This window comes from Yinghuangia aomiensis, assembly GCF_039542225.1.
Lineage (GTDB): Bacteria > Actinomycetota > Actinomycetes > Streptomycetales > Streptomycetaceae > Yinghuangia > Yinghuangia aomiensis.
Genome location: NZ_BAABHS010000060.1, coordinates 21,726 through 28,559, shown reverse-complemented (window position 1 = coordinate 28,559; position 6,834 = coordinate 21,726). Strand labels below are relative to the sequence as shown.

At 67.0% G+C, this 6,834-nt stretch carries 3 protein-coding genes and 3 pseudogenes; all 6 read left to right on the top strand.

Annotated elements, in window-relative coordinates:
• Positions 1–168 precede the first annotated feature (168 nt).
• Positions 169–983 (top strand): IS5 family transposase gene (locus ABEA93_RS40315; RefSeq protein WP_345680976.1). Its coding sequence is split into 2 segments (ribosomal slippage): positions 169–523 and positions 523–983, totalling 816 coding nucleotides; the frame shifts between segments, so codons are not numbered across the junction.
• A 254-nt stretch (positions 984–1,237) separates the two neighbouring features.
• Positions 1,238–1,648, top strand: a pseudogene (locus tag ABEA93_RS40310) (helix-turn-helix domain-containing protein); the annotation flags it as partial.
• A 751-nt stretch (positions 1,649–2,399) separates the two neighbouring features.
• Positions 2,400–2,786, top strand: coding sequence for a hypothetical protein (locus ABEA93_RS40305; RefSeq protein ID WP_345680975.1), 387 nt, complete (start codon positions 2,400–2,402; stop codon positions 2,784–2,786).
• Positions 2,787–3,419: 633 nt separating this feature from the next.
• Positions 3,420–3,656, top strand: a pseudogene (locus tag ABEA93_RS40300) (transposase); the annotation flags it as partial.
• A gap of 496 nt (positions 3,657–4,152) precedes the next feature.
• Complete coding sequence (locus tag ABEA93_RS40295; RefSeq protein ID WP_345680974.1) at positions 4,153–5,772, top strand: phosphotransferase; 1,620 nt, start codon at positions 4,153–4,155, stop codon at positions 5,770–5,772.
• A gap of 140 nt (positions 5,773–5,912) precedes the next feature.
• Positions 5,913–6,659 (top strand): annotated as a pseudogene (locus tag ABEA93_RS40290) (transposase); the annotation flags it as partial.
• Positions 6,660–6,834 lie beyond the last annotated feature (175 nt).

The following is a 6,834-nucleotide window of genomic DNA, read 5'->3' as shown; positions in this document are numbered from 1 at the left end:
AGTTGGGGCGAACCTCCGCGACCATGCGCACCGCACGCTCACGAAGCTCAGCAGGGTAGGGGGACGGACGCGCCATGACTCGATCCTCTCAGGGAATCGAGCCTCCATCAGACCCGGAGCGGTTCACTTCGACCGTGTCCTATGTGGCTGTGTGGTCGTCGCTGAGTCATGGGGAGTTCGGGGTGGGGTTGGATCGTTCCTGACGGGTTGTGGGAGGTCGTGGAGCCGTTGCTGCCACCGGCGAAGGTCCGGCCGCAGAGCGGTGGGACGGCGAACATCGACGACGAGGCGGTGTTCGCCGCGGTCGTGTTCGTGTTGACGACCGGGTGTGCATGGCGGCATCTGCCGCCGTGCTTCGGGGCGTCGAAGTCGACGGTGCACCGTCGTTTCACGATCTGGTCGGATGCGGGGCTGTGGGGCCGGTTGCACCGCAGGCTGCGCGAACTCCTCGCGGACAGCGGGCTGGTGGACCTGTCCCGGGTCCTGGTCGACGCGCACGTCCGTGCGAAAAAGGGGGCGGGCTCACCGGCCCGAGTCCCGTGGACCGGGGCAAGCCCGGCTCCAAGCTGCACGTCCTGTCCGACCGGGCCGGACTGCCGCTCGTCGCCGGTGTCCCAGCCGGCAACTGCCATGACAGCAAAGGCTTGAGGCCGCTGGTCGGAGCGCTCTTGACCAAGCACGACCCGCACCGCGGCCGACCGTGGAAGCCCGGGAAGCTGCATGCGGACAAGGCCTACGACAACTCTCCCCTGCGGCGCTGGGTGCGCGGCAAGCTGATCGGCGTGCGGATCGCCCGCAAAGGCGTCGACACGTCGCAACGGCTCGGTCGGCACCGCTGGGTCGTCGAACGCACGATGTCCTGGCTGACCGGCTACCGCCGGCTGACCATCCGCCACGAACGCAGACACGACCTGTTCCTGGCCTCCACCACCCTCGCCGCAGCCCTCATCTGCTTCAAACGACTACGAGGCCACACCACATAGGACACGGTCTCAATCCATCAGACACGGCCTGGTGTTCTGATTCGTTAGTTCGTTTGATGTTGTGCTGTGACGCGTCCTGGACCGGAGCTTGCGCCGTTGGATCTGACTGCTGCCGAGCGGGCGGAGTTGGGGCGGTGGGTGCGTCGGCGCAAGTCCGCGCAGGACATGGCTTTGCGGGCGCGGATCGCGCTTGCGTGTGACGCGTTCGAGGACGACGGGTACCCAGTTTCGGTAGCGGACGTGGCGGTGTCGCGGGGTTGTCGGACGAGCCGCGGCCGGGCCGGCCGCGGACGGTGACCGACGAGCAGGTCGCCGACCTGATCGCCAGGAAGTTGGAGTCGGCGCCGGCGAACGCGACGCACTGGTCGACGCGTTCGATGGCCGCGAAGACCGGGTTGTCGCAGTCGACGGTCTCGCGGGTGTGGCGGGCGTTCGGCCTCCAGCCGCACCGCACCGAGACGTTCAAACTGACGGACCCGTTCTTCGTGGGCAACGTCCACGACGTCGTCGGGCTGTATCTCGATCCGCCCGAGCGGGCGTTGGTGCTGTGTGTCGACGAGGAGTCGCAGATCCAGGCGCTGGACCGGTCCCAGCCGGTGGTGCCGATGATGCCCGGGGTGCCCGAACTCCGCACCCACGACGACGTTTGCGCAGGCACCACGACGCCTCGAATCCCTCGCCAGCTACTGCAAACGAATTACCGATTCAGGACACCAGTGCGTCGCGTTCGCCGGCTTCTCCTCCAGACTTCACGATCACCCGCTCCACATCCGCGCCGGTGATCGTCCGCGGGACACCCGGCTACCGCTCGTCCGCGAGCCAGTCTGGCCTGCGTTCCAGGAATCGCGGCGACGCCGAGCCGCCGCGACACCTCCAGGATCGAATGCCCCTCCGCGTACTCCAAGACGATCCGCGACAGCGGGGCCAACGCCCGCGCCGTTCGCGCGACGACGCACCCAACCCTCCACCACAGCCCGCGGCCCGTGTCGCCAACTGGCTCCGCGGTCGTTGCTCCTACGTGTGGACTGCCCGCAAAGCCGACGGCTTCGAGCGGCTCGGCCAATACCCTGGGCCATCGAACGCACCATGTCACCGGTGAACGGATCCCGGCGCATTGTCACCTGCTACGAAGCAGATCCGATCTGCTACTCGTCTTCCTCACCCCCGCGCCTCACCTTCAGACGGTTTTACCACGGCAAATCCCCGTACTTCTGCGGATTGGCTTACAACCGGAACTTGTGAAGGATCACCACCAACACGGCATTGTCTGTCCCATGTTGGTCGTCCAGATCGGCCAAGGGCCATCACATTTCCGATCTCAGCCGTTTCATTTCTGGTAGCCGGGGGCGCGGTCGGCCCGGCCGATGCACAGCCCTTGGGAACCTGCAGTCCTTCGTCACCCTTCTTGGAGACTCCATGACGCTCCGCAAGAAGCTCGCCTCAGCAGCTGTGGGCGCCGCCGCCGCGGCCACCCTGGTGCTCGGCGTCGCGAATCCCGCCAACGCCGCTGGTACGAAATCGTACAACGCTTACACCACCGACGGTTGCGCGTATGTCGAGTTCGACTCGTATGGCGAACATTTCAAAATCTCCGACGGCTGTTTCGACGGCTATGGCGTCGCTGTCCAGTTCAAGCTGGGCTCATCCGGCACTGTGTACACCCGTTTCAACCACAATGGAGGCTACACAACCGTCGACGACGACGAGAGCTTCGCTGAAGGTGCGGTCGTGTACTTCCGGGCCTGCGTATCCACTGGCACAACCATCAAGTATTGCGGCGCCTGGACGTATGCCACCGCCTGACCAACACGGCCTGCGTCACGGTTCGCACGGTCGCAACCCTTCTCCAGTTGCACTTCGAGGCGGCATCGGAAACTGGAACGGCCACCCTGCGATCGTGGCACCACGAGGAGATGCCGGGAGTCGGTGAGTGTTGCTGCTGCCGAGCACAGCAGGCCATGGATGTTGGACGACGCCGCCTGGCCGAAGACCGCCGCAACCGCATCGAGCCGATCGGCCTCCCTTTCGCGTAGCTCGTGGGGAAAGCCGACAGCAGACTCCCTCAACCGTCGCGTGCTGCCCTCGAAGGCCTCATCGGGGGCAGCACCCTCCGTATTCGCAGACACGCCGCACACCGATGACGGCGCAGGCCGCATCACGCATCCAATCCCCCAGCCGACAACGCGACAGCCGGACCACGCGTACCGCGTCGTGTGCCCAACAGGTACAGCACCGTGGCGTGTTGGACCTGGAGCGAGGTCAGGCCGGCGGGGCGCGCCTCGAACAGCACGAACCGGATGGAGTCCGCGTGCCGTTCGGCGGCCTGGCCCTGGCAGTGCGAGAGGCCCGCGGCACGGCTACTCGACCCGCAGCAGGCGTGCGAGCGCGTCGTCCATGTCGACCGCCGGTGTCGACCGCGGTCGCCCCCAGCCCAGGCTGCTGCGCGACCGCACCCGCCGGACACATGGGCGTGCGGCCGGCCCGTCGGCCGCGGTCATGGGCGCGCAGAGCGTCAAGACCTCGTGCAACGTCGCCGAGACGGACCAGGGCATCGATGTGGCGAAGAAGATCAAAGGCCGCAAGCGGCACATCGTCACCGACACTCTCGGCCTGCTGCTCGCGGTGCTGGTGACCGCCGCGTCGGTACACGACTCGGTCGGCGGCAAGCATGTCAGCGTCCGGCCGCAACCACGGGCTCACGTCCACAGCCAGCACCAGGCGCCCGTCCGCGGCCCGCGGCAGCCGCACCAGCGCGTCCGCGCGACGCGTCAGGCAAGAATGCAGTTCACGCCCGAAGTACGACAGTTCCGCGAACGCGTCCCCGCGCTCAGCCGCGCGCGGCACACTCGATTCCGCGGCCTTCGCCCCGATCCCCCGTGTCTTCTTGGCCGAAGCACAGGATCAGGCGAAGGCCGCCCACGTCACCGGAATTAACGAAAACCCGGACAGGTCAAGCCACTTGCTGCTACAGAGCGGCCCAAGGTTAAGCGAAAAGCTTACACTGAGGCGCCCGACCGAGCCGAACCAGTCCTGACGCTGCGCCTGCGCGGCAGGCGTCGATGCTCCTGCGGTAGAAACCTCGTCAGCCGCCGTCCAGCCCCAGCAGGTCGTGTCGTCTCCGGTGTCGAGCGAAAGCGCATCGGTCATCTCAAGGTGTCGAGGAGCGCACATGCCCGCGAAAGGTGAGCCATACGCGCACGGCTGGTACAACGATGTCTACCTCGTCGATCACAGCACGATGGGACGAACAAGGTGGTCGGTGAACCGCGTCGCGCACGTGGGCACAGATCCGTACGACCTGGCGGTACTGCCCCCTCGAGCAATGTATGACGCAGTACGGGGTCGGAGTCAGATGGCCTGGCTGCCATCGCTCATCTACGAGTGGATCAAGGATGGAAGCCTCCATCAAGAGCTGACCTGGCTGGGTTCGGCAGCCTCGGACGGGCCTGCCGGCGACCGCGCGATGGCCGATGTCGGCTTTGCCGAATGCTGCGCGGATCTGCTGAACCTGGATACCTCGGAACTCGAGGCGCTCCAGACGTCGGCGATAGACCAGCTGCGCGACCCGGCACGTCAGGAGCAGCCGCTGGTCTTCGAGGGCGCGTCGACGTGGGAGGAGGCCCGGATCGCTCTCCTCCGGAGGCTTTTGGGAGAAGTGGATCGTCGGCTCCCGCTCGAACGCTACGGTGCACCCGCGTTCGACCAGCTGTGGCAGCTACTTCGCCCCTTGTTGCCCTCCACGGCGACAGATGGTCCACCACGGATCGTCCACCACGACGGCAAATACGAGAATCTGCTCATCGCCGGGCGGCATGTCGGGGTCATCGACTGGGACTTTGCCGCCGTGACACGTATGGCGCCGGAGCATGCCGCTGTCGTGGACCTGGCGAGGATGCTCCACCTCACCGGCCGTAACCCCTTGCTGACGAGCCCGGACATCTGGCGCGCCACGGCCGAGCGCTGGGTGTCCGCCAATCCCGAAGCGGCCCCGGCCGTCAGGGCGTTCATCGCCACTCCAGGCCGGTCGGGCAGCAACCCATGCGGATACCTGGCACAGGAGAGCGTCCTCAATCTTGCCAGCTCGGTGGCCTGCGGCATCTTGCGCGCCAGTGAGGGCAGCTATCGGCCTGAGCTGGCCGCGCGCACGTTGACCCAGCTGCTGGGCGTTGTGGGTCTGCCGGCCCCCGACGCTCAGCAGCTGGACGACGATTTGCGGGCTTGTCGGTTCAGCCCGATGGCCGCGTGGAACGTCCATCACCCGGGTCCGCCCGCAGGACCTTTCAGCCAACACGACCGGGATGCCGGGTTCGCCGCGGCCCTCGCGGCGGTCGAACTCGCCACAGCCGCCTCCCGACACGCGCAGACGCAGGCGATGTGGGACTTGGCGGCCAGGGGGACCGTCTCAGCTTGTGAGCAGATTGCCCGCGTCCAGTCGGCGGTAGCAGACATTGACCGTGTCAAGGATGCCTCTCCCTCGAACGTGCTTTGGCCGGCCGACGCACGCATGAGGCGGGCCAATCAAGACCGTCTGGCCGTGGGCGCCCTCCGCGACGTGTGCGATATTGCTTCCGCCGGGTGTGAATCATGGGCCATGGTGCCGGGGCTACCAGATCTGTGGCGTACCGCAGCTACAACGATGCGGCCTGCCGCACCGGAAATCGGCCCCGGCTTCCGGCCGACGGGAGATACCTGCCGCTACGTGACCGGTTCCAGCGGAACGGGGCACTCCGCGCGCGCGGAGCCCGACAGACAAGCCTCTTTCTCAAGGAACTCTGAGCTTCTTGTTTAACCTCACAGCGTCGCCGTAGCAGCAAGACACCATCGTGAGCCCGGTTTTCGTTGATCCCGGCGGCGTGGGCGTCCTTCGCTCGATCCTGTGCTTCGACCAAGAAGACACGTGGGATCGGGGCGAAGGCCGTGGAATCGAGTGTGCCGGGTGCGGCGGACCGGGGAGATGCGCTCGCGGAACTGTCGCGCTTCCGCGGCGAGTTCCACGCCTGTCCGACACGGCGGGCGGATGCGTTGTTCGATTCGGCGGACGCGGTGCTGTGTGCGGACGAGCCGGTGAAGACGCTGGTCGGATTGTCGCCGGCGCCGGAGCGCCGGCGCGGGCACGGCGCGCTCTACGACGCCGTGAACCGCGGGCGGATCGATACCGGTCGGCTGCGGGAAGCGCGCTGGTCCGGTTGCCGCTGCCGCGGGCTGCGGATGGGCGGCTGGTGCTCGCCGTGCACGTCAGTCCTTGGCTGCGGCCGGATGCGGACACCAGCAAGGGCGGTCGTTCTGCCACACCTACGGACGCGGCGAGGGCAAGTATCAGATGGTGCGCGGCTGGCCGTACTCGATCGTCGCCGCGTTGGAGCCGGGCCACAGCTCGTGGACCGTGGCCCTGGACGGTCCGCCTCGGTCCGGGCGAGGACGTCGCGGCCGCTACGACCGCGCAGGTCGTCAGGTCGTCGAGCGTCTGGTAGCTGCCGGGCATTGGCGGGCGGGGACCTGGACGTCATGGTTGTCCTGGACGCCGGCTACGACATCCCAATCGAGGACACGTTCCGCCTTTTCAAGCAGATCCTGGGCTGGACTGCTCCCAAACTCCGCGACCCGGACGCCGCCGACCGGTGGACCTGGATCGTGATCGCCGCGCACGCGCAACTGTTCCTTGCCCGGCCGCTCGCCGAAGCGGGCAGCGCGTGCTAGGAGTCACCCAACACGGGCGCGTGCGGAACACCGACGGAGCAGGCCGTCGCCGGGTGGTGCCGACTGGGATCCTCGATGCGGTGACCGACCTGCGAGACATTGGTGAAGTGGCCTGACAGAGGCGGCGATCGATGCCATGAGTTGCCGTCCCTTT